Origin of the sequence: Chromobacterium sp. CV08 (assembly GCF_051129845.1) — a bacterium.
GTDB lineage: Bacteria > Pseudomonadota > Gammaproteobacteria > Burkholderiales > Chromobacteriaceae > Chromobacterium.
Genome location: NZ_CP150453.1, coordinates 2504577 through 2524033 on the forward strand (window position 1 = coordinate 2504577; position 19457 = coordinate 2524033).

Sequence of the window (19457 nt, forward strand, 5' to 3'; positions counted from 1 at the left end):
CGATTGATCTAGATCGAACAGAAATGTCGGATTTATTTTTACGCCCTTGATTTTATTAAAGATAGATTGAACGCTGCCGCGCGCGCCGCAACGCCGCGCCAGCCTTGCGCATGGTTTCGTGGGCCGGCTTTCCTTCAATGCCAGGGAGCAAGCAAATGGTCCGGATCGCAACTCCAATCAGTGAAATCAAGGAGCGTTACGAAGTCGTGGTGATCGGTTCCGGCTATGGCGGCGGCATCGCGGCGTCGCGGATGGCCCGGGCCGGACGCACGGTCTGTCTGCTGGAGCGGGGACGCGAGATCGTTCCCGGCGAATACCCGAACACGCTGGTCGAGGCGACCGAGGAATTCCAGGTCCACCACCCGGAAGGCCATCTCGGTTCCCGCACCGGACTGTACGACCTGCACGTCAACGCGCAGCAGAACGTCATCGTCGGCTGCGGCTTGGGCGGCACCTCGCTGATCAACGCCAATGTGTCGCTGCAGCCGGAGCCGCAGGTCTTCGACGACCCCCGCTGGCCGGAAAGCATACGCGCCCACGCCGACACGCTGCTGCGCGACGGCTACGCCCGGGCGCGTGACATGCTGAAGCCCGTCCCGTATCCGGACGACGCGCCGCCGCTGCCGAAGATGCGGGCCAATCAGAAATCGTCGGAGCGGCTGACGGCGCAGCACACCTTCTACCGGCCGCCGATCAACGTCAATTTCGATGCGCTGCCGGACGGTCGCAACCACGTCGGCGTCGAGCAGCTGCCGTGCAACTACTGCGGCGACTGCGTCTCAGGCTGCAACAACAAGGCCAAGAACACCACGCTGATGAATTATCTGCCGGACGCCTGCAATCACGGCGCCGAGATATTCTGCCAGGCGTCGGTGCGGCATCTGGAGCGCGACGGCGACGGCTGGATCGTCCATTTCCAGTACGTCGGCACCGGCCGGGAGAAATTCGACGCGCCGACGCTGTTCGTCAAGGCCGACATCGTCATCGTGTCGGCGGGCACGCTGGGCTCGACCGAAATCCTGCTGCGCTCGCGCAATATGGGCCTGGCGCTGTCCGGTCAGCTGGGCCGGCACATGAGCGGCAACGGCGACATCCTGGGCTTCGGCTACAACAACGACGACAAGATCAACGGCATAGGCTTCGGCACCCATGCCGCCAGCGAGGTGGGCCCGGTCGGCCCCTGTATCACCTCCATCATCGACATGCGGGACGAGTCGGACTGGCGCCGGCGCATGGTCATAGAGGAGGGCTCGATTCCGGGCGCCATCGGCGGCGCCATCGTGCCGGCGATCGCTGCGGCGGCGGCGGAGATAGGCCAGCCTACCGAAACCGGCGCGCTGGCGCGGATACGGCACGCCGCCAGAGAGGTGGAGAGCGCGCTGCTCGGGCCCTACCGCGGCGCGGTCAACCGGCTGCAGACGTATCTGATCATGAGCCACGATAATGGCGGCGGCACGATGGCGCTGGACGACAGCGACCAGTTGCGCATCGACTGGCCCGGCGTCGGCGAACAGCCCAACTTCAAGATAGGCAACGACCGCCTGTACCAGGCCACCCGCGCGCTGGGCGGCGATTACGTGCCCAATCCGATCTGGACCAAGCTTTTCAAGCACAGCCTGATCACCGTGCATCCGCTGGGCGGCTGCGTGATGGGCGAGAACGCGGAGCAGGGCGTGGTCAACCACAAGGGCCAGGTGTTCAGCGACGTGGCCGGCGACGCGGTCTATCCGGGCTTGTACGTCACAGACGGCTCGGTGATCCCCACCTCGCTGGCCGTCAATCCGCTGCTGACCATCTCGGCGGTCAGCGAGCGGGCGATGGCGCTGCTGGCCGCCGATCGCGGCTGGACGATAGATTACGCGCTGCCGTCGGTCTCCAGCCGGGCGCCGCAGCCGCTCCGGCCCGGCATAGAGTTCACCGAGACGATGAAGGGTTTCTTTTCGACCGCGCACCGACAGGCGGCCGGCGTCGACCTGGCCGCCTACCAGGCCGCCGCCGACGCCGGCCGCGAGGCCGGCTCGACGATGGGCTTCACGGTGACCGTGGCCTCGGACGATCTGGACAGGCTGATCTCCGACCCCAGCCACCCGGCCGCCATCGTCGGCACGCTGGACGCGCCGGCCTTGTCGCCGCTGCCGCTGACCGTCAGCCACGGCGTGTTCAATCTGTTCGAGACCTATCCGCAGCAGGTCGGCGTCCGGCATATGAACTACAAGATGCGCTTGAGCGCCGAGGACGGCGCCGAGTACTTCTTCAGCGCGTTCAAATCGGTTCCCAGCGACCACGGCGCGCTGCGGGCCTGGGCCGACACCAGCACGCTGTACGTGACGGTCTACAAGGGCGTGGACGCCGGCGGCGAGGTGGTCGGCAGCGGCGTGCTGCATATCGAGCCGGCCGACTTCGCGCGGCAGATGACGACGATGAAGGTCCTGAACGTCTCCGGCGAGGAGCAGCGGCTGAAGCAGTTGGCGCGCTTCGGCGAATACTTCGCCGGCGTGCTGTGGGAGAGCTACGGCGGCGTGCTGGCGCCCAATGTCTACTTCAATCCGGACGCGCCGCCGCGCAAGAAGCGGCCGCTGGCGGTCGACGCGCCGACGGTGGAATTCTTCCGCACCGAGGACGGCGTCGATCTGCGCTTGACGCGCTACCATGGCGGCGACAAGGGACCGGTGATGCTGGTCCACGGACTGGGCGTCGGCTCCAACATCTTCTCCACCGACACCATCCCGACCAATCTGCTGGAGTTCCTGTACAAGCACGGTTACGACGTGTGGCTGCTGGACTTCCGCGTCAGCATCCTGCTGCCGGCCAGTCAGCGGCAATGGGACGGCGACCAGGTGGCCCGCTACGACTATCCGGCCGCGATAGACCGCATCCGCCAGATCACCGGCGCGCGCGACGTGCAATGCGTCGTGCACTGCTACGGCGCCACCACCTTCTTCATGTCCATGCTGGCCGGCCTGGAGGGCGTGCGCTCGGTCGTGTGCTCGCAGATCGCCACCGACATCGTCGTGCCGGCCGCCACCGCGGTGAAGACCGGCCTGCACCTGCCAACGGTGCTGGACAAGCTGGGGGTGAGGTCGCTGAGCGCCTATACCGCGTCCGATTCGGACTGGTTCGAGAAGCTGTACGACGTCGCGCTGAAGGGCTACGCGCTGGCCGAGGCCCAGGGCTATTGCAACAATCCGGTCTGCCACCGCATCACCTTCATGTACGCGTCGCTGTACCGCCACGACACGCTGAACGAGACGCTGCACGACAATCTGCACGAGCTGTTCGGCGTCGCCAATATGCGGACGATGGAGCATCTGGCGCGGATGTGCCGGGAAGGGCGGCTGGTGGCCTTCGACGGCGCCGACGTCTACATGCCGCACTTCGACCGGCTGCAACTGCCGATGCTGTTCATCAGCGGCGGGCAGAACGAGTGCTATCTGCCGGAGAGCACCGAGCGCACCTACGACAGGCTGGTGAAGCTGTTCGGGCCGCAGCGCTACGACCGGTTGGTGGTGCCGGGCTACGGCCACATCGACTGCATCTTCGGCAGCCGGGCCGCCGCCGACGTCTATCCGGCCATCGTCGCCCATCTGGACAAGACCGCAAGCGCCTGACGCCGCCGGGCCGGGACCGCGACGGTCCCGGCCGCGCCGCCGTCCTCACGAGGGATTCGACATGAACAAGACTAGTTGCGCCGAGCGCGGCCTGCGCTGGTTCCAGCGCTTCATCTGGATAGGCATCGCCGTCAATATGGTGTTCGCGATTCCGGCGCTGTTCTGGCCGGACTATCTGAACGGCAGCTTCGGCCTGCCCGGCCAGGCGGTCTATCCGTGGCTGCAGAACGCCGGCATGCTGCTGGTCGGCGTCAGCCTGTTCTACGCGCCGGCCGGCGTCAATGCCGCGCGCTATCCGGTGTATTCCTGGCTGTGCGTGCTGTCCCGGCTGATCGCGGTGGCGTTCTGGATCTATCTGATCCAGACCTCCGGCTATCCGGACGCCTTCCAGCCGCTGCTGTACACCGACGGCGCGATGTTCGTGATCCTGGGCGTCCTGCTGTACATCGGCCTGCCGGCGGATCAGCGGCCGTGGCCCTTGATCCGGGCCGGCCTGTGCGGCTTGTGCCGCTGTCTGGCCAAGTGCTGTTCCGGCGCCCGCCGCAAGATCGCCGTAGTCGTGGTGCTGGTGTTGGCCTTCGTCGGCTACGAGGCTTGGGCCAATCTGCTGCGCGAGGTGCCGCAACCGCCGCTGGCGTCCGACGTCGACCACTTCAAGTACGCGGCGATAGGCCTGGGGCCGGACGCCCGCATTCCGCTGTACGTGTTCTCGGTGCTGCCGCAGGTGTGCGCCGGGCGCATGCCCAGGATGGGCAGCGGCTGGCGGACCTTCGGCTTCATCTACGAGGGCGGGCACGATCTGCCGATAGGCCTGGCCAAGCGGCAGATAGGCTATCCGTCGGTCGAGCCCAACTGCGCGCTGTGCCACACCGGCCAGTACCGCAAGAGCGCCGCCGACGTGCCGGTGCCGGTGCCGACCGCGCCGGCGGCGCTGCTGGATCTGGAATCGTTCCAGTGGTTCCTGTACGACTGCGCCGGCGACGCCGATTTCAACGCCAAGGTGATGGACGCCATCGAGCAGCATTACGATCTGGGGCCGATAGAAAAGCTGTTCTACCGCTTCCTGATCGTGCCGGCCACGCGCCAGGCCTTCCTGAAGCAGAAGCAGCAGTACGCCTGGCAGAAGCTGCGGCCGCTGCAGGGGCCGGGCCGCACCGACACTTTCAATCCGACCAAGATGGTGGTGTTCGGCTTCCCGGACGATTCCACCATCGGCACCGTCGACCTGCCGCAGATCTGGAACCAGAAGCCGCGCGAATCGCTGTATCTGCACTGGGACGGCAATAACAACGACATCCACGAGCGCAACTACGCCGCGGCGATGGCTGTCGGGGCCACGCCGCAGTCGGTGCTGCCGGACGAATTCAAGCGCGTGACCGACTGGCTGCTGTCGCATCCGTCGCCGAAGTGGCCGTTCGGCGGCCTGGACCAGGTCAGGGTGGCGCGCGGCGGGACGCTGTGGCAGCAGAACTGCGCCGCTTGCCACGACTTCGGCAAGGCCGCCACCGGGCAGGTGACGGTGGGGCTGGACGAGCTGGGCACCGACCCGTACCGGGTCCAGTCGTTCACCGTCGGCCTGGTCGACAAATTCCATCAGTTCAAGAAGCCGCCGTTCGACTTCGGCGCCTACCGCAAGACCCAGAGCTACAGCAACACGCCGACCGACGGCATCTGGCTGCGCGCGCCGTATCTGCACAACGGCTCGGTGCCGACGCTGTGGGATCTGCTGCAGCCGCCGGACAAGCGGCCCAAGGTGTTCTATCGCGGCTCCAGCGTGTTCGATACCCGCAAGGTCGGCTTCAGCAGCGCCGCGCCGGACGCCGGGGACGGCGGCTATTTCAAGTTCGACACCAGCCTGCCGGGCAATCACAACAGCGGTCACGAGTACGGCATCCATTTGAGCGACAGCGAGAAGTGGGACCTGATCGAATACATGAAGACCTTGTAGCTGGAGGTGTGCGATGGATTTCGGAGACTGGAAGAGCCGGGTCGAGGCCGGCCTGAGCGACGTCAGGCAGACGCTTGAGCAGAAGCAGCAGATACTGGACCGGCTGCAGCAGGTGCATCAGCAGGTCAGGGCGGTGATAGACTCCGGCAGCACCGAGTCGGGCGGCATCCCGTGGGAGCTGGCGCGGGGCCTGTCGATACTGGACAAGGTGCTGGACGGCAAGCCGCTGCCGACCACCGAGGACGAGCTGCCGACCCGGGTGATGGACGACGGCACGCTGCTCGGCTGCCGCAAATGGGAGCTGCTGGACCCGCTGTGGGGCGAGGCGCTGGTGCAGTGGATAGGCCATTTGTGGGACTACGCGCCGTGGCCCGGCCAGCCGGGCCGGGTGCAGATCGCCGACAAGGTCAGTTTCTCTATCGCCGGCGACTGGGGCACCGGCGACTACATCGCGGCCAAGGTGGCCGAGGCGATGCGGCGGCAGCCGGCCGACTACACGATACATCTGGGCGACGTCTACTACGCCGGCGTCGGCACCGACGAGAGCAACGACCTCGCAGGCTGGCCGCCCGGCCTCAGCGGGCAGTTCACGCTGAACTCCAATCACGAGATGTACAACGGCGCGCTCGGCTATTTCGGCGAATTGTCGAGCAAGTTCCCGATGCAGCAGGGCACCAGCTATTTCAGCCTGCACAACGGCAACTGGCTGATCGTCGGCCTGGACAGCGCCTACCACTCGGACAAGATGAGCCTGTACATGGACGGCGCGCTCGGCGACGCGCAGACCGCCTGGCTGAAGCAGCTGGCCGCCGGCTGGGGCGGCAAGATCATGCTGCTGTCCCACCACCAGGGCTATGTGATGGACGGCTCGGCCACGACGCCGCTGTACCAGAGCGTGGTCGCGGCGCTGGGGAGGGAGCCGGACTACTGGTATTGGGGCCATCTGCACAACGTCATCTGCTACCGGCCGCAGGGCAAGCTGGTGGCCCGCTGCGTCGGTCACGGCGCGATCCCGTACGGGCCGGCCAAGCTGCTGGACGGCAAGCCCGGTGTGGAGTGGGCGGAGACGCGTTCCGCCGACGACAGCCAGTATCCGGAGCGGGTGCTGAACGGCTTCGTCCGGCTGGAACTGGACGGGGCGGCGCTGAGCGAGCGCTTCTACGACGAAAACGGCTGTCAGCGCTGGCCCGAGCGCTAGCCTGCGCGCCGAGTCAGCACGGCAGGCTGGCTCGGCCGCTTTCTGTTTCCATCATCACGGCGCGCGCCGGCGTTTTCAGATGCCGTTTCTCTTCCCCCCTTGGGCCAGGAGTCGATCCGGCGCAGCGTGCCGATGGCGTCCACCAGACTGATCAACGCGATCTGAACAGTGAAGCGGAAGCGGCGGTAGGCGGTGATCGCGTCATGGCGGTCTTCCGGATCGGTGTCCGGAATCGACGGCTGCCGCAGAACCTGGATGCGCCCGGTCTCGTTGGCCGGTATGCCGGGAAGCCGCATGACGCCCCCTTCCAGCATCAATAAGCATTTGCATGATAGAGCGGGTTGGGTATCAGAATGCGGCAGCGATAATGCCAAATGGGTATTTAGGATAATTCTGATAGCGTAAAAGATACTAATAAGAAGTAGAACTTATGCATCTATTATGCGTCTGTAATAGTGTTAGGGTATTTGCTCTAACGGTTACTCATCCCAAACGAATGAAAAGGAGATCGCGATGAACAATCAAGTCCAAACCGCCGACATCGAACTGGACGCCTGGTTCCAGGAGGAAACCTTCGCCGAGGCCGTGGAAATGCTGCAGGACAAGGCGGTGATCCCGTTCGGCACCGCGCTGTGGCCGGTCTAGCAGACCATGCCGTCCAGGTAGTTGACGACGGGGCCTCGCGCCCCGTTTTTTCAGAGGAGAGTTCGATGCGCATCAACGACGATCAGGCGCAAAGCGTCCGCAATATGTATGCCTGCCTGGCCCTGCATCCGGCGGTCAGCGGCAAGGCCGCCGCCGGCGGGACCGTGTGCCTGCTGCTGGGTTTCGACGACTACCACCGCGAGGTCGCCGCCGACATCGCCGAGGGAGCCGGCGCCGGCCTGAAGCTGGAGCTGCAGCTGGCCGCGCTGGAGAGCGCGGCGGCGGACGAGGTGGCGGCGGCGATCGCGCAGTGCGACGCCTTCATCTTCCTGTATCGCTCGTCGACAATGCCCGCGGTCGATCCCAAGGGACCGGCCTTCCTGCTGCCTGTCAAGCAGGCGATGCAGGCCAACTGGAAGAAGTCCATCGTGTTCAAGGACTACGGGCCGCATTTCTACGAGGCCTTCGCCGAGAATCGCGAGCGCATCGCCGCGCGCAACCGCCGGCTGATCGAGCTGGCCGGACAGGCGCGGCAGGTGGTGTTCGAGCAGGCCGGAGGCGGGCGGCTATGCGGCTCCATCGCGCCGGACCAGTCGTGGACCTCGATAGACGGAGACGGCAACGTCGACCTGGTGCCCGGCGAGATCGCCACCTCGATCAAGGACCTGGAAGGCGAGCTGCGCTTCGGCGGCGCCTTCCTCAGCACGATACCGTTCGCCGTCAAATACGGCGTGGTCAGCGATTTCGCGACGCTGCGGATACGCGGCAGCCGCGTCGTCGATTTCAGCTGCGACGACGCGCGCTTCGCGGCGGACTTCGACAAATACCTGAGCGCCAACGCCGGCAACGCCGTGGTGGAGGAGTTCGGCATCGGCACCAACTGCGGCATCCGGGGGCTGTACGGCTTGAACGCCGGTTTCGAGGAGCGCCATCCGGGTCTGCACCTGGGCTTGGGCGGCGGCGCGCTGGGCAGCCATCACCTGGATCTGATCTTCTCGAGCGGGCGCCTGAGCTTCGACGGGCAGGCCTGCTTCGACGACGTTTTCCTTATTTGAGCGGATCCAGCCTGCAGGCCTTGCCGGTGCCGGCGAAGCCGCCGTACAGCTTCATCTGGTCCGGCGTCTTGCGCGAGATGAAGAAGCTGTCCGGCAGCGCCTTGCCGGCCAGCGGCTTGGGCCAGGTCAGCAGGCCTTTCTCGTCCATGTATCCCTTGAAACTCTCGCCGCCGCGGACGACCTCCACCGTCTGGGTGCGCCGGTCGAAACGGAAGCGGATCTGATCGTCGCAGTGGTAGTCGGCCTGGATGCGCTGCGGCGGCTGGCAGCCGCCCAGCGCGGCCAGCAGCAGGCAGGCTGCGGACAGGCGGAAGGGGGTAGGCATGGCTTGAAGCTTTCTACTGGGAGAACCGGGGCCACACTATACCATGCGAGGGCATGCCGCTTGGACCGGCGGCCTTGCAGGCCGACGTCCCCGACTCGGCTCCATGCCATTTATTTAGGGTATTTACTTTATTTTTACAGTAAACCATCTGGCAACACCGAGGCTTTGACCATTATCTTGCGGGTTCCGACAGGACAATCGGCAGCAGGAATATAAAAACACGCCGGTTGCGTATCTTTGCTTACAAAGGAGAACCCATGGAGGAGTTGGTCAATGTCGTCAACGGCGTGGTCTGGAGCCCGGCGCTGATTTACCTGTGCCTGGGCGTGGGCCTGTATTTCTCGCTGCGCACCCGCTTTCTGCAACTGCGGCATTTCAAGGAAATGCTGCGCCTGATGTTCAACCGCCAGAGCAGCAGCGCCGGCGTGTCGTCGTTCCAGGCGCTGGCGATGACGCTGGCAGGAAGGGTGGGCACCGGCAATATCGCCGGGGTGGCCACCGCCATCACTTTCGGCGGGCCGGGCGCGATGTTCTGGATGTGGCTGGTGGCCTTTCTCGGCGCCAGCTCCGCCTTCGTCGAATCCACGCTGGGCCAGGTGTACAAGGAAAAGATAGACGGGCAGTACCGCGGCGGTCCGGCCTTCTACATCGAGAAGGGCCTGGGCATGAAGTGGTACGCCTGGCTGTTCGCGCTGACCACGGTGGTGGCCACCGGCGTGCTGCTGCCCGGCATCCAGGCCAATTCCATCGCCAATTCGATGCAGTCGGCCTTCGGCATCGCGCCGACGGTGACGGCCGCCGTGCTGGCCGTCATGCTGGGCTTCATCATCTTCGGCGGCGTCAAGCGCATCGCGGTGTTCGCCGGGGCGGTGGTGCCCTTCATGGCGCTGGGCTACATCATCGTCGCCTGCGTGGTGATCGCCCTCAACATCGAGCAATTGCCGGGCGTGGTGGCGCTGATCTTCAACAGCGCCTTCGGTCTGGAGGCGGGCATGGGCGCGGTGCTGGGCTTCGCCATCCAGTGGGGCGTGAAGCGCGGTATCTACTCCAACGAGGCCGGCCAGGGCACCGGTCCGCACGCATCCAGCGCGGCGGTGGTCAGCCATCCGGCCAAGCAGGGACTGGTGCAGGCGTTCTCGGTGTACATCGACACCCTGTTCGTCTGTTCCGCCACCGCCTTCATGCTGCTGATCACCGGCCAGTACAACGTTCAGGGGCCGGACGGCGCGGCGCTGTACACCGGCATCGCCGGCGTGGCCGCCGGTCCCGGCTATGTGCAGACCGCGATGGAGAGCATCATGCCCGGCTTCGGCTCGGTGTTCGTCGCCTTGGCGCTGTTCTTCTTCGCCTTCACCACCATCATCGCCTACTACTACATCGCCGAGACCAATATCGCCTTCATCAATCGCAAGGCGCGGCGGCCGTGGCTGATGTTCGCGCTGAAGGTGGGCCTGATGGCGGCCACCGTCTACGGCACGGTGAAGACCGCCGACCTGGCCTGGGGCCTCGGCGATATCGGCGTCGGCCTGATGGCCTGGCTGAACATCGTCGCCATCATCCTGATGCAGAAGCCGGCGCTGGCCTGTCTGCGCGACTACGAGGCGCAGAAGGCGCTGGGCGTGGACCCGGTGTTCCATCCGGAGAGACTCGGCATCGCCAATGCCGCCTACTGGGCAGGCCGTCGCGCCGAAGACAATCTGGATGGGGAGCGGGACGGTCCGCCGCCGGGCGGCAAGCCGGAACCGGTCAGAGCCGGCTAATCATCGTGACGCCCGCGCAAGCGGGCGTTTCATCGACCGCCGCCGGACAAGGGGTCTGCGTTCACGGGCGGCGCGAAGGCGTGCCGCCGGCTGGCAGATTCGGGTAGGTGGTTGCCACAAGGGACAACGGCGTCCTCTCCTGTTTTGATAGCGGAGAGGGCGCCGTTTTGTTTGACGATCCGCATGCGCGCCGGGAGCGATCATGGACCGTACCTTCTGGCAGGCCGGACACCGGCCGACGCTGGCCTGTGCTTTTCTGTATTTCGACCTGAGCTTCATGGCCTGGTACCTGCTGGGGCCGCTGCAAGTGCCCATCGCCGCCGCCTTGCGGCTGTCCACCGGACAGCGCGCGCTGATGGTGGCCGTGCCGATACTGGCCGGCGCGCTGCTGCGTCCGCCGATGGGCATGCTGGTGGACCGCATCGGCGCCAAGCGCGCCGGCCTGCTCGGACAGGCGGCGGTGCTCGCCGCGCTGTTCGGCGCCTGGTTGGCGCAGCTGTCCAGCTTCGGCGGCATGCTGTTGCTGGGCGCCTTGCTGGGCGTGGCCGGCGCCTCGTTCGCCGCCGCGCTGCCGCTGGCCTCGCGCTGGTATCCGCCGCAGCACCAGGGCACGGCCTTGGGCATCGCCGGGGCCGGCAATTCCGGCACCGTGCTGGCGGTGCTGTTCGCGCCGGCGCTGGCCGCCGCCGTCGGCTGGCGGAACGTGTTCGGCCTGGCCTGCCTGCCGCTGGCCCTGGTCTTGCTCGTCTACGCCGCCTTCGCCCGCGAGGCGCCGGCGGCGGCCCCGCCGAAGCGGCTGGCCGATTATCTGCTTGTCTTGAAACAAGGCGACGCCTGGTGGTTCATGTTCTTCTACTCGATGACCTTCGGCGGCTTCTCCGGCTTCGCCAGCGCCTTGCCCGGCTATTTCCACGACCAGTTCGGCTTCGGCGCCGGAACGGCCGGCCTCTACACCGCGGCCTGCGTGTTCGCCGGCTCGGCGATGCGGCCGCTGGGCGGCGTGCTGGCCGACCGCTGGGGCGGCACCCGCTCGCTGCTGTCGGTCTACCTGGCCTGCGCGCTGCTGTTGGGCGCCGCTGCGCTGAACACCGGCGCCGGCGCGGCGCTGATGCTGTTCGTGCTGGCGATGCTGTGCCTGGGCGCCGGCAACGGCGCGGTATTCCAGCTGGTGCCTCAGCGTTTCGGCCGGGAGCTGGGCGTGGTGACCGGCCTGGTCGGCATGGCCGGCGGCATCGGCGGTTTCACGCTGGCGGCCGGCCTGGGCATGATCAAGCAGGCCGGCGGAGACTACGCGCCGGGCCTGTGGCTGTTCGCCGGCCTGTGCCTGCTGGCCTGGCTGGGTCTCTCCGGCGTGCAGCGGCAATGGCGCGACAGCTGGGCGGCGGCGGCCGCCCGCGTCTAAGCGCCTGTTCAAAGCCTTTATTTAAGAGCGGAATGAGCATGGAAAACGGGCCCCGAGTCTGCACGCCGGACGACATCCCGTCGCTGGACGGCCGCATGCTGATAGGGCCGGGCAGCGATATTGCGCGGTTCCGCGCCCGGGGCGGTCCGCTGCGCGGTTGGAACATCGACCTGGCCTGCGGCGAGGCGCGGGCGTCGGTCCGGTAGCGGACGGGGAGGCACGGCATGGCGAAGACGGAGACCCGATCGACCTGCTGCTACTGCGGCGTGGGTTGCGGCGTGCTGATAGAAAGCGAGGACGGCCGGATCACCGGGGTGCGCGGCGACCCGGATCACCCGGCCAACTACGGCCGCCTGTGCGGCAAGGGCCTGAGCCTGGCGGCCAGCGCCGCCGGCGACAGCGGCCGCGCGCGGTTTCCCGAAATGCGGCCGGCCAGGGGCGAGCCGCGCCGGCGCGTGTCCTGGGACAGGGCGCTGGACGAGGCGGCCGACCGCTTTGCCGACATCGTCCGCCGCCACGGCCCGGACGCGGTGGCCTTCTACGCGTCCGGCCAGCTGCTGACCGAGGACTACTACCTGTTCAACAAGCTGGCCAAGGGCGTGGTCGGCACCAACAATATCGATACCAACTCCCGGCTGTGCATGTCCAGCGCCGTCACCGCCTACAAGATGGCCTTCGGCGCCGACGGCCCGCCCACCTGCTACGAGGACCTGGAGTCCGCCGGCTGCGTGCTGTTCGCCGGCAGCAATATGGCCTATGCGCACCCGGTGCTGCTCCGCCGGCTGGAAGACGCCAGGCGCACCTGGGGCGACACGCGCTGGATCGTCGTCGATCCGCGCCGCACCGACACCGCCGCGATGGCCGACCTGCATCTGCAGATCCGGCCCGGTACCGACGTGGCGCTGTTCCACGCGATGCTGCACCACCTGATCCGGGAGGGACTGACAGACCCCGGCTACATCGCCGCCCACACCGTGGGCTTCGAGGCGCTGAAGCGCATGGTGCGAGACTGCACGCCGGCGGCGGCGGCGGAGATCTGCGGCGTCGGCGCCGACGACATCGTCACCGCGGCCGAGTGGTTCGGCCGCAGCCCGGCCAGCCTGTCGCTGTACTGCATGGGTCTGAACCAGTCCAGCCAGGGCACGGCCAAGAACCTGGCGCTGATCAATCTGCATCTGGCCACCGGCCAGATCGGCCGGCCCGGCGCCGGTCCGTTCTCCTTGACCGGTCAGCCCAACGCGATGGGCGGGCGCGAGGTCGGCGGCATGGCCACGATGCTGGCCGCGCACCGCGACATCGCCGATCCCGGGCACCGGCGCGAGGTGGCCGCGCACTGGGGCGTGCCCGAGGGGCGGCTGTCGCCGCGGCCCGGCCTGCCGGCGGTGGCGCTGTTCGAGGCCCTGGCGCGCGGCGACGTCAAGGCGGTGTGGATAGTCTGCACCAATCCGGCCCACTCGATGCCGGATCTGGCGATGGCGCGGCGGGCGCTGGCGCGCGCCGAGCTGGTGGTGGTGCAGGACGCCTATGCCGATACCGACACCACCGCCTTCGCCGACATCCTGCTGCCGGCGGCCAGCTGGGGGGAGAAGGAGGGCACGGTCACCAATTCCGAGCGCCGCGTCAGCCGGGTGCGGATGGCGGCGCCGCCGCCGGGCGAGGCGATGCCGGACAGCTGGATCGCCGTCCAGTTCGCGCGCCGGCTGGCGGCGCGGCTGCATCCGGGCGAGGCCGACCATTTCGACTATGCCGACGCGTCGGCTGTCTTCGACGAGCACCGCGGTCTGACCGTCGGCCGCGATCTGGACATCGGCGGCATGGACTACCGCCTGCTGGAGACGGCCGGGCCGCAGCAGTGGCCGCTGCCGGCGGGCCGCGGCGAAGGGCAGGCGAGGCGCTATGTGGACGGCCGCTTCGCCACCGGCGACGGCAGGGCACGCTTTCACGCCATCGCCTACCGGCCGCCGGCCGAAACGATATCGGCCCGCTATCCGTTCCGGCTGATCACCGGCCGGCTGCGGGACCAGTGGCACGGCATGAGCCGGACCGGGCGGGTCGCGCGCCTGTTCGCCCACAGTCCGGAGCCGGAGTTGCGCATGCATCCGGAGGACGCCGACAGGCGGAAGCTGCGGGACGGCGATCTGGTCCGCGTCGTCAGCAAGCGCGGCCAGTGGGTGCTGCCGCTGAAGACCGACGGCGACATGGCGCGAGGCAGCGTGTTCGCGGCGATGCACTGGAGCCGGCAATTCCTCAACAGCGGCGGCAGCAACGAGGCGACCGTGTCGGCGGTGGACGGGCTGTCGTTCCAGCCCGAGCTGAAGCACGCGGCGGTGCGGGTGGAAAAGGCCGGGCTGCCGTGGCGGGTGCTGGCCGCGCTGCGCGTCGAGGATCCGCCGGCGCTGCAGTCCAGCTTGGCGCCGCTGCTGGGAGCCGTCGGCTATGCGGCGATTTCGCTGGCCGGGCCGGACGTCCTCTTGCTGCGCGGCGCCGACGCGGCGCCGAGGCCGGACTGGCTGGCCGGCGTGCTGGACGCGCTGGCGCTGCAAGCCGGACCGGATGTGCTGGAATACCGCGACGACGGCCGCGGCGTGTTCAAGCGCGTGGCCTGGCGCGGCCAAGGCCTGGCCGGCCTGCTGTTCGCCGGCGGAACCGAGGCCGACAGGGAGGCCGGCGAGCGGCTGCTGCAATGCCTGCTGGCCGGCGAGCCGTGGCAGGAGCCCAGGCTGGCGGCCTTTTCGCCGGGACGGGAACGCGCCGTCAGGCGCGACCGCGTCGTCTGCCAGTGCACCCAGGTCGGCGAGGCCGCCATCGTCGACAGGCTGGAGCAGGGCCTGGATCTGGCCGAGCTGAAGCGGACGCTGGGCTGCGGCACCGTCTGCGGCTCCTGCGGGCCGGAGCTGGAGCGGCTGGCCCGGGCCTGCCCGGTCCGTTCCGCCTGATCCCGCCTAGAGGGACGCCGCCTCGTCCCCGTTCATCGCGATCCATGTCATCACCCGCGCCGCCTCGACGGCGAAACGGACCGGGAAGCGCTGGCCGGCCCGATAGGCCCGGCCCAGGTCCTCGGTCAGCGTCAGCGTCAGTCGGCCGGCCGCCGCGTCCAGCTCGCCCAGGGACGCGGCCTGGAAGTCGAAATACGCCCCCACCCGCGGAAACAGCGCCTTGAACAAGGCCTCCTTGGCCGAGAACAGCAGCGTCAGCGCCGTGTTTTCGCCGACCGGCGAAGCGTTCAGCAGCGGCAATTCCTCATCGCGCGTGCACATGCGCAGCACCGCCTCGCGGCCGCTCGCCGCCAGCAGGTTCTCCACGTCTATGCCGACCAGCGCGTCGGCCGCCGTCGTCGCCAGGCAGACGGCCAGATCGCCGCTGTGGCTGATCGAGCCGCGCACGCCGCCGGGCCACAGCGGCTCGCGCTGCGGGCCGATGGCGATGTCGGCGGCATGGCCGGTCAGCCGGACGACGGCTTCCCGGCCCAGGCGGCGGCCGGCCAGGAATTCGGCGCGGCGCTTGGGCACCGCCCGTCCCAGGCTGTCGGGGAAGGCGACGCCGAAATCGGCGAAACCGTCGTCGTGGTAGGCGGCCAGCTCGAAGCGCGAGGCCAGGCAGACCCAGGGACCCGGCGGCAGGGCGATGGCCGCCGGCTCGGGCGGCGCCATGAAGGCGTCGGCCTGCCAGGTGGTCGGGCGATCCAGGGCTGCGGGGCTGGGCATCATGCCTCCTTCTTCGGGTGTGAGAGTCCGGGCGGATGATGATACCCGCGTTTCTGCCGCCGATGTCGGCGCCGGTATCGGAACGCTCCGAAAAGGCGGCCGCCTCCGGCCGCCGGCGCCGGGGCGGCGTACGGTTGGCCTTGCGGGGCCGCTTCTGGCTGCAGTCCGGTGGTGGAGCCGGACAGGCGGACGGGGAGGAGCGGTCCCGCACCCGATTCAATGGAGAAGAGGAAAGACCCGAATGCCGGCAGACTATGGAAAAGTGCAATGCATCGCCCACGTGCTGGATACCAGTCCGCTGATGGCGGGCAGCCGGGAGCGCTACATCGGCCTGGCCGACGAGGCGCAGGACATCCGGGAGCGCGCCAGGCTGGTGGCCGCCGTACTGGACGCCGCGCACGGCTTGCCGGCGGTGTCCGGCGCCGACGACACGCTGAAAATCCTGATGCTGCCCGAGTTCTTCTTTCGCGGCGCCGGCGGCGCCTACGGCATGGACGGCATCCAGGCGGCGGTGTCGGCCCTGCAGGACCTGGTCCGGGACGCCAAGTGGCGACACTGGCTGTTCGTGTTCGGCACCATCGTCGGACAGTCCTCCCCGACCAGGGACGTCGCGTCGGGCGCGGACAGGCATCCTGTCGACGCCGACGCGAAGGTCGAGGTGTACAACTACGCGCTGGTGCAGAAAGGCGGCTTCGGCAGCGGGGAAGGCGCCGGGCCGGCGGCGGCCCACGCGGTGATCAAGCAATACCTGTCCGGCATCGACTTCATCGAGCATGCCAGTCTGGCAGGCAAGGGCCTGAGCGAGGAGTGGGTCCACCATCTGCAGCCCGAGGGCGACAAGCGCGACGAACGGCAGTCCGTCCCCTACGACGGTTCGGCGGTCTTCCGGCTCGACGGCCTGAGCTTCGGCGTCGAAATCTGCCTGGACCATCTGAACGGCAGGCTGGCCCGTTCGCTGAACCGGCCCGTCGTCGACATCCAGCTGATACCGTCGTGCGGCGGCTATATCAAGCCCAGTTCCGTGGTGGCGCGCCGGGGCGGCTACGTCTTCAACTGCGACGGCTCCGACTATCCGCTTTGCCGTTTGCAGAAAGTGGGCAGCGGCGATCTGGTCGCGGCGAAGACACTGGTGCTGGATGCCGGCTCCACGAGGGTCGGAGAGTTGTTCGCGGCCGGCATCGGCAGGCTGGTCGCGTATCCGGCGCAGGATCTGTAAGCCGGTCCGGGCGACGAGGAGCGGAAGGGAGACGATATGCCGAGGTCTGACATCGCGCCGGCCGTGGGCCGGCTTGCGCGGAGCCTGTTCATATTGGCGATGGCCTGGCCGGCGCTCGGCGCCGCCGCCGAACGCCCCGCCGCCTGCGTGCCGGTGGAGGGGAGGCGTCCGCCATGGCTGGCGGCCATGGATGCCGGGGCGCGGGATGCCTTGCTGGGGACGTCGTGGTATCGGGACTGGCGGACGGTGACGGCCGACCTGTGCACCGATGTCACCCATATCGGCCGCGACAACCCCGGAGTCAAGATAGTCTGGCGCGGCCGGGCCGCCGCCGACGACAAGCTGCTGTTCTACGGCGCCGGCAACCGCCATTACGAGCCGGACACGGTTTTCGGCCAGGGTCTGCAGGTGATCCGGGCCGATGGCAGCCTGAAACTCCGGCCCGGCACCGGCGTGGGCACCGCCAGCGCGCTCAAGAGTTCGACGTATCTGTATGCGTTGGCGGAGCGCTTTGCGCTGGTCAGCCACAACGAGCGCCATTATGTCTACGTGATCCATGCGCCGGGCGGCGTCGCCGTCGACGAGTCGATCGGCATCGCCGGCCCCGACGTCGAGATCCCCGGCGCCGGCAACGAGGAGGAAATCGCCTTCCCGGGCGGCGTGCGCTCGCGCTTTGTCAAAGGCCTGTTCGAAAGCCGTCTGGTCCGTGACGCGGCGTCGCGCGTGTCCTATGTGGAAACGCTGAGCTACACGCCCAACCCGGGATACCTGCAAGGGGCCGGGCCGGCCGGCGACGGCGAGGTGGACGTGATGGTCGCGTCGCACGCGGCGGTGGACGTCGCCGGCGGGCGGTCCGTCGATGCCTCGACCTGGCGCTTTGCCGCCAGGGACGCCGGCGGCGCGGCCACCCAGGTGCGCCTGGCCAGCCATGACGGTTCCGCCGCGCGGTGGGTGGCCACCGGGCGCCGGCAGATGCGCTTTCCGCCGCCGGCCGGCTATGCCTGCGCGCTGGTGGACACGGCCTTGCAGCGCAACCGCGCGCTGGCGGTGACCCGGACGCCGATCGACGAGGCGGAAACGCCCAGGCGCAATGCCGGCACCTGCGTCTATCTGTCGGACCGGGACATCGCGGTGCGCAATGCGTCCGCCGTGGCGGTGCGGGGGCCCGATCATGTCTGGACCCGCCTGTCCGTGCATTGGGACAAGCCGGCCGATACGGCGCGGATCAGGGGGTATCGCCTTTATCTGATGGATATCTACGGCACGCCGGTCCGGCTGATCGGGGAGGTCGACAATCCGGAGGCCACCCGCTACGCGGTGGCGGAGGAAATGGCCCGCAAGCTGGGCCTGAGGGATGCCGTCGACGGCCTGATACAGGGCGCCATCGCCATTTACACCCTGATCGACGGGGCGCCGGAGGCGGAGTCGTCGGTTCCGGTTCGGGTCGGCGTCAGCCACCCGCCGGCCGGCGCTGATCGGCTCACGGTGGCCGGGGGCGCCGAGCGGTGAGCGGCTGCGTACTGGCTTGCGCAGGCGAGCGTTTTGACCCGGTCGGCGGGATGTATCTGCCGGGCCGGGGCGCACGCGGCTACCGTCCGGCGCTGATGCGCTTCGCCGGTCCCGACGCGCTCAGCCCCTTCGGCGCCGGCGGCGTCAACCCGTACGCCTATTGCGACGGCGATCCGGTCAACCGCGCCGACCCGTCCGGCCATTTCAGCGTCGGCGGCGCCGTCGGCCTGGGCCTGGGCTTGCTGGGCGTGCTGCTGACGCCGCTCAGCTTCGGCACCACGCTGGCGGCGGCCTTGTCGATAGGCGCGGTGGTGGCCGGCATCGCGTCGGTCGGCTTGGGCGTCGCGGCGGAAGTGATCGACGACCGCAAGACGGCGGAGATACTGGGCTGGTCCAGCCTGGCGGCAGGCATTGCCAGCTGTATGGCGCCAAAGGCCGAAGCGCTGGTCGGCGCGTTGGATCGCAAGCTGGGTACCTGGCTGCAGCGCCGCAGCGGACTGCTGGGGCGCATCGAGCGCGGCGAGCGCGGCGCTTACGGGTACGCGTTGGGCGGGCGGTTGGGCAGGTGCCTGCTGCCGGCCGCGGAGCCGGAGACCGCGCCAGGCGAAACCGGTCTGGCGCCGTCCCCCTTGTCGATGCTGGACATGAGAATCGTCCTGGCCCTGCCGGAACGGCAGCGCCCGCTGATCGCGATCGGAACGCAGGGCGCGGTTTACGGCGTCGGCAGCTATTGGGTGGTCAAGGCGGCGATGCAAGGGGTGCATGAGTTGTGCGACTCCGCCGCCTTGCAATGCGAGGCCGATATCTTCAACAGGGTATATGGCGCAGGGGCGGCGTGGGTGGTCGAGGACATGTTGTGGATGCGGAAAATCCCGGGCCGCCCGGTCGGTTCGCTCGATCTTTCCGGCAGCGCCGGCAGGGCGATGGGGCGGAAGATCGTCGCCGAGCTGCGGCGCTTGTCGGCGATGGGCATCAGCCATGGCGATCCCCACTGGGATAATGTGCTGGTCGATGATAGGGGCATCGTCAGATTCGTCGATTTCGGCAAATCGGTGCTCCGGACGCCGGCCGCCTAGTCGCGCGGCAG

Annotated in this window: 15 protein-coding genes; 12 read left to right on the top strand and 3 right to left on the bottom strand. The window is 68.2% G+C overall.

Annotated elements, in window-relative coordinates:
- Positions 1 to 155: 155 nt before the first annotated feature.
- The 3 genes from WNM05_RS11700 (at position 156) to WNM05_RS11710 (ending at position 6754) form a co-directional block, all read left to right on the top strand.
- Positions 156 to 3608, top strand: coding sequence for an alpha/beta fold hydrolase (locus WNM05_RS11700; RefSeq protein WP_434626767.1), 3453 nt, complete (start codon positions 156 to 158; stop codon positions 3606 to 3608).
- Positions 3609 to 3669: 61 nt separating this feature from the next.
- Entirely contained in the window at positions 3670 to 5556 is a 1887-nt protein-coding gene (locus WNM05_RS11705; RefSeq protein WP_434626769.1) for a hypothetical protein, read from the top strand.
- A 13-nt stretch (positions 5557 to 5569) separates the two neighbouring features.
- Entirely contained in the window at positions 5570 to 6754 is a 1185-nt protein-coding gene (locus tag WNM05_RS11710) for a metallophosphoesterase family protein (RefSeq protein WP_434626771.1), read from the top strand.
- Here WNM05_RS11710 and WNM05_RS11715 read toward each other — a convergent pair.
- Positions 6751 to 7068 (bottom strand): hypothetical protein, encoded by a 318-nt coding sequence (locus WNM05_RS11715; protein ID WP_434626773.1) that lies wholly within the window; start codon positions 7066 to 7068, stop codon positions 6751 to 6753. The genes WNM05_RS11710 and WNM05_RS11715 overlap by 4 nt on opposite strands.
- Before the next feature lie 199 nt (positions 7069 to 7267).
- On the opposite strand from WNM05_RS11715, the gene WNM05_RS11720 reads away from it, so the two are divergent.
- Both WNM05_RS11720 and WNM05_RS11725 read left to right on the top strand, forming a co-directional pair.
- Positions 7268 to 7399, top strand: coding sequence for a hypothetical protein (locus tag WNM05_RS11720; RefSeq protein ID WP_434626774.1), 132 nt, complete (start codon positions 7268 to 7270; stop codon positions 7397 to 7399).
- 65 nt (positions 7400 to 7464) lie between these two features.
- Positions 7465 to 8454 carry a hypothetical protein gene (locus WNM05_RS11725; RefSeq protein ID WP_434626776.1) on the top strand — a complete coding sequence of 330 codons (990 nt, stop codon included), beginning with the start codon at positions 7465 to 7467 and terminating at the stop codon, positions 8452 to 8454.
- On the opposite strand, the gene WNM05_RS11730 is transcribed toward WNM05_RS11725, so the two are convergent.
- Complete coding sequence (locus WNM05_RS11730) at positions 8447 to 8779, bottom strand: hypothetical protein (RefSeq protein WP_434626778.1); 333 nt, start codon at positions 8777 to 8779, stop codon at positions 8447 to 8449. The two genes, WNM05_RS11725 and WNM05_RS11730, sit on opposite strands and share 8 nt — an antisense overlap.
- Positions 8780 to 9036: 257 nt before the next feature.
- Here WNM05_RS11730 and WNM05_RS11735 point away from each other — a divergent pair, with 257 nt between their 5' ends.
- The 4 genes from WNM05_RS11735 (at position 9037) to WNM05_RS11750 (ending at position 14877) form a co-directional block, all read left to right on the top strand.
- Entirely contained in the window at positions 9037 to 10539 is a 1503-nt protein-coding gene (locus WNM05_RS11735; protein WP_434626780.1) for an alanine/glycine:cation symporter family protein, read from the top strand.
- A gap of 202 nt (positions 10540 to 10741) precedes the next feature.
- Positions 10742 to 11941, top strand: coding sequence for a nitrate/nitrite transporter (locus WNM05_RS11740; RefSeq protein WP_434626782.1), 1200 nt, complete (start codon positions 10742 to 10744; stop codon positions 11939 to 11941).
- A 38-nt stretch (positions 11942 to 11979) separates the two neighbouring features.
- The gene (locus WNM05_RS11745; protein WP_434626784.1) at positions 11980 to 12147 is read left to right on the top strand and encodes a hypothetical protein; all 168 of its coding nucleotides are present in this window, start codon (positions 11980 to 11982) and stop codon (positions 12145 to 12147) included.
- Positions 12148 to 12165: 18 nt separating this feature from the next.
- Positions 12166 to 14877 carry a nitrate reductase gene (locus tag WNM05_RS11750; RefSeq protein WP_434626786.1) on the top strand — a complete coding sequence of 904 codons (2712 nt, stop codon included), beginning with the start codon at positions 12166 to 12168 and terminating at the stop codon, positions 14875 to 14877.
- A gap of 6 nt (positions 14878 to 14883) precedes the next feature.
- Here the strand turns inward: WNM05_RS11750 and WNM05_RS11755 are convergent, their stop codons facing one another.
- Positions 14884 to 15645 (bottom strand): 4'-phosphopantetheinyl transferase family protein, encoded by a 762-nt coding sequence (locus WNM05_RS11755; protein ID WP_434626788.1) that lies wholly within the window; start codon positions 15643 to 15645, stop codon positions 14884 to 14886.
- A 241-nt stretch (positions 15646 to 15886) separates the two neighbouring features.
- Between WNM05_RS11755 and WNM05_RS11760 the strand changes: the two genes are divergently transcribed.
- From WNM05_RS11760 to WNM05_RS11770, 3 genes are read left to right on the top strand one after another with little or no spacing between them, the layout of a single operon-like run.
- On the top strand, positions 15887 to 16861 hold the full coding sequence (locus WNM05_RS11760) for a hypothetical protein (protein ID WP_434626790.1): 975 nt from the start codon (positions 15887 to 15889) through the stop codon (positions 16859 to 16861).
- A gap of 36 nt (positions 16862 to 16897) precedes the next feature.
- A complete protein-coding gene (locus WNM05_RS11765; protein WP_434626792.1) occupies positions 16898 to 18370 on the top strand; it encodes a scabin-related ADP-ribosyltransferase in 1473 nt (490 codons plus the stop codon).
- Entirely contained in the window at positions 18367 to 19446 is a 1080-nt protein-coding gene (locus WNM05_RS11770; protein ID WP_434626794.1) for an RHS repeat-associated core domain-containing protein, read from the top strand. Before WNM05_RS11765 ends, WNM05_RS11770 begins: the two co-directional genes overlap by 4 nt.
- Positions 19447 to 19457: the final 11 nt, after the last annotated feature.